This window comes from Dyella sp. (assembly GCF_035685885.1).
Lineage (GTDB): Bacteria > Pseudomonadota > Gammaproteobacteria > Xanthomonadales > Rhodanobacteraceae > Dyella.
In genome coordinates, this window is record NZ_DASRZX010000085.1 from 1 (window position 1) to 2694 (window position 2694).

At 64.7% G+C, this 2694-nt stretch carries 4 protein-coding genes; 1 reads left to right on the forward strand and 3 read right to left on the reverse strand.

Annotation, left to right across the window (positions count from 1 at the left end):
* A partial coding sequence (locus tag VFG49_RS10420; RefSeq protein WP_324860163.1) for a magnesium chelatase domain-containing protein occupies window positions 1–532 on the forward strand: 532 nt, incomplete at its 5' end.
* 26 nt (window positions 533–558) lie between these two features.
* Here VFG49_RS10420 and VFG49_RS10425 read toward each other — a convergent pair.
* The 3 genes from VFG49_RS10425 to VFG49_RS10435 all read right to left on the reverse strand — a co-directional run.
* Window positions 559–1167, reverse strand: coding sequence for a glutathione S-transferase family protein (locus VFG49_RS10425; RefSeq protein ID WP_324860165.1), 609 nt, complete (start codon window positions 1165–1167; stop codon window positions 559–561).
* Between the two features lie 13 nt (window positions 1168–1180).
* Window positions 1181–2041 (reverse strand): formyltetrahydrofolate deformylase, encoded by an 861-nt coding sequence (gene purU, locus VFG49_RS10430; protein ID WP_324860167.1) that lies wholly within the window; start codon window positions 2039–2041, stop codon window positions 1181–1183.
* The coding region (locus VFG49_RS10435; RefSeq protein ID WP_324860169.1) for a cytochrome C assembly family protein at window positions 2038–2694 on the reverse strand (657 nt) is incomplete at its 5' end. The genes purU and VFG49_RS10435, both read right to left, overlap by 4 nt.

Below are 2694 nucleotides of genomic sequence, written 5' to 3' on the forward strand. Positions count from 1 at the left end.
CTCGGCGATCTTCCTTTCCGCGCACAGCGGTCCGACTTCGGGCAGCGCGGTGATGGTGACGCGCGAAGGCACGCGTCCGTTGCTGGTGGAAGTGCAGGCACTGGTGGATCAATCCTCACTGGGCAATCCGCGCCGCGTGGCGCTGGGCCTGGAGCAGAACCGCCTTGCCATGCTGTTGGCGGTGCTGCATCGCCACGGCGGCGTCGCCGCCTACGACCAGGACGTGTTCGTCAACGTGGTCGGCGGCATCCGCGTGCAGGAAACCGCGGCTGATCTGCCGGTGCTGCTGGCAGTGTTGTCTTCATTGCGCGATCGTCCGCTGCCGGAAAAGACCATCGCATTCGGCGAAGTCGGTTTGTCCGGCGAAATTCGCCCGGTGCCCAACGGCGAGGAGCGCCTCAAGGAAGCGGCGCACCACGGCTTCCACAAAGCCATCGTGCCCAAGGCGAACGCGCCGAAGAAGGGCAAGGTCGGTGATATGGAAGTGGTGGCGGTGGAACGCCTGTCGCAGGCTATCGACGCGACACGCTAAAGGCCAATTGCCGGTGGAAGCTGCGGTTATTCCGGTGGCAGCGCAGCGAAATCCGGATGCTGCTCCGCCCGCTGCGAGAATCGCACCAGGTTCGGGTACGCCTTCGCATCGATGACATCCGCCGCGACGATCTGCGTGAAGCCCCAGGCTACGGCAATCGAGATATCTGCCTGCGTCGGCGTGTCCCCGAACAGCCATCCGTCCTTACCATCCAGTTCGCGCTCCAGCAGGTCGTAGGCCGAATGCAGCTGGCCCTGTACACGCCGCAACCAGCCCTGGTCGCGCTTGTCTTCCTCGCGCTTGTGCTCGTAGACGATCTGCACGCTCTTCTCGCTGGCGGCGAGGGCGATGCCGGTCAGCCGTGTGGCGCGCAGGCGCTGCGCAGCGTCGCTCGGCATCAGTGCTGGCTTGCTGCTGGTGCATTCGGCCCAATCGATGATCAGGCCGGATTCGGTCAGCAGCGTACCGTCGTCCAACACAAGCGTGGGTGCCTTCACCAGCGGATTGGTCTGCTGGAACTCGTCGAAGTTGCGGAACACCGACAGCGAGCGGTGCTCAAACGGAATGCCCAGCAGGCGCAGGGAAATGGCCGCGCGGCGGACATAGGGCGAGTCGAGCATGCCGATCAGTTCCACATGTCTCTCCAGGTCAGGAATGGAAGACCACCGTCTTGCTGCCGTTGAGCAGCACGCGATCGTCGAGATACAGGCGCAGCGTGCGGGCCAGCACGCGTCGTTCGATGTCGCGGCCGATACGGATCAGGTCGTCGGGTGTATCCGCGTGCGTCACCCGCTCGATGTCCTGCTCGATGATCGGGCCTTCGTCCAGATCCGCCGTCACGAAATGGGCGGTGGCGCCGATCAGCTTGACGCCACGGCGGTGTGCCTGGTGATACGGCCGCGCGCCCTTGAAGCCGGGCAGGAACGAGTGGTGGATGTTGATGCAGCGGCCCGCCAGGCGCTTCGAAAGCTCCGCGGACAACACCTGCATGTAGCGTGCGAGCACGACCAGTTCGGCGCCGGAACTTTCGATCAGCGACCACAGCGCGGCTTCCTGCCGTGCCTTGCTGTCGCGATCCACCGGCAGGTGGTGGAACGGAATCCCGTCCAAATCCAGGTGGCGATACGTTTCGATCGGATGGTTGGCCACCACGCCCACGATATCCATGGGCAGTTCGCCAATGCGCCAGCGGTAGAGCGTGTCGGCGAGGCAATGATCGAAGCGGGAGACCAGCAGCATGACGCGACGGCGCTGCGAGCGATCGCGCAGTGTCCACTGCATCTTCAGCGAAGGCGCGAAGGCCTCGAAGCTGGCCTGGAGGTTGCCCAGGTCGAGCTGGGCGCTTTCGAACACCAGGCGCATGAAGAACCGGCCAGTCTCGGCGTCGCCGAACTGCTGGGCTTCCACGATGTTGCATTGGTTGGCGGCCAGGTGGTTCGACACCGCCGCCACGATGCCGGCACGATCCGGACAGGACAGGGTGAGAACGAACTGGCCGATGGCGTTCATGGCATGCGATGCAGGATGAGTTCCAGCACCGCCTTGGTGCCGAAGAAGGCCAACACCAACACACCCATGCCGATCAGGGTGAGGTTTACCGCGCTGCGTCCGCGCCAACCGTAGCGCCAGCGTCCGAACAGCAAGGCGCCGAACACCAGCCACGCGATGATCGACAGCACCGTCTTGTGCACCAGATGCTGGCCAAACAGGTTGTCGACGAACAGGATGCCGGTGAGCAGGGTGAGCGTCAGCAGCACGAAACCGGCACCGATCAGGCGGAACAGCAGCGTTTCCGTCAGCGTCAGCGGTGGCAGTGCACGCAGCCACGGCCCGAACTGGCGATGGCGCAGCGCACGTTCCTGGATAGCCAGCAGGATGGCGAGCACGGCCGCAATGGAAAGAACGCTGAAGGCGAGCAGCGCCACCGTCACGTGCAGCGTGATCTGCCATTCCAGAGGGTGCGGCACGGTGGGCGGCGCGGCAAACGTATCCACGGCGAGCAGCAGTGCGGACAGCGGAAACACGATCCCGCCCAGCGCGGCGACCGGCCGCCAGATGTTCACCACCAGGGTCAGCGCCGAGACGACGCACGCCACCAGGGACAGTGCGGCGAAGAAGTGGAGGTCCAGTGCGCCACGATGCAGGCTGAGCAGGATGGTCGC

Coding starts and splice junctions, on each gene's coding strand:
- purU (WP_324860167.1), bottom strand. CDS start 2,041: ATGAACGCCATCGGCCAGTTCGTTCTCACCCTGTCCTGTCCGGATCGT.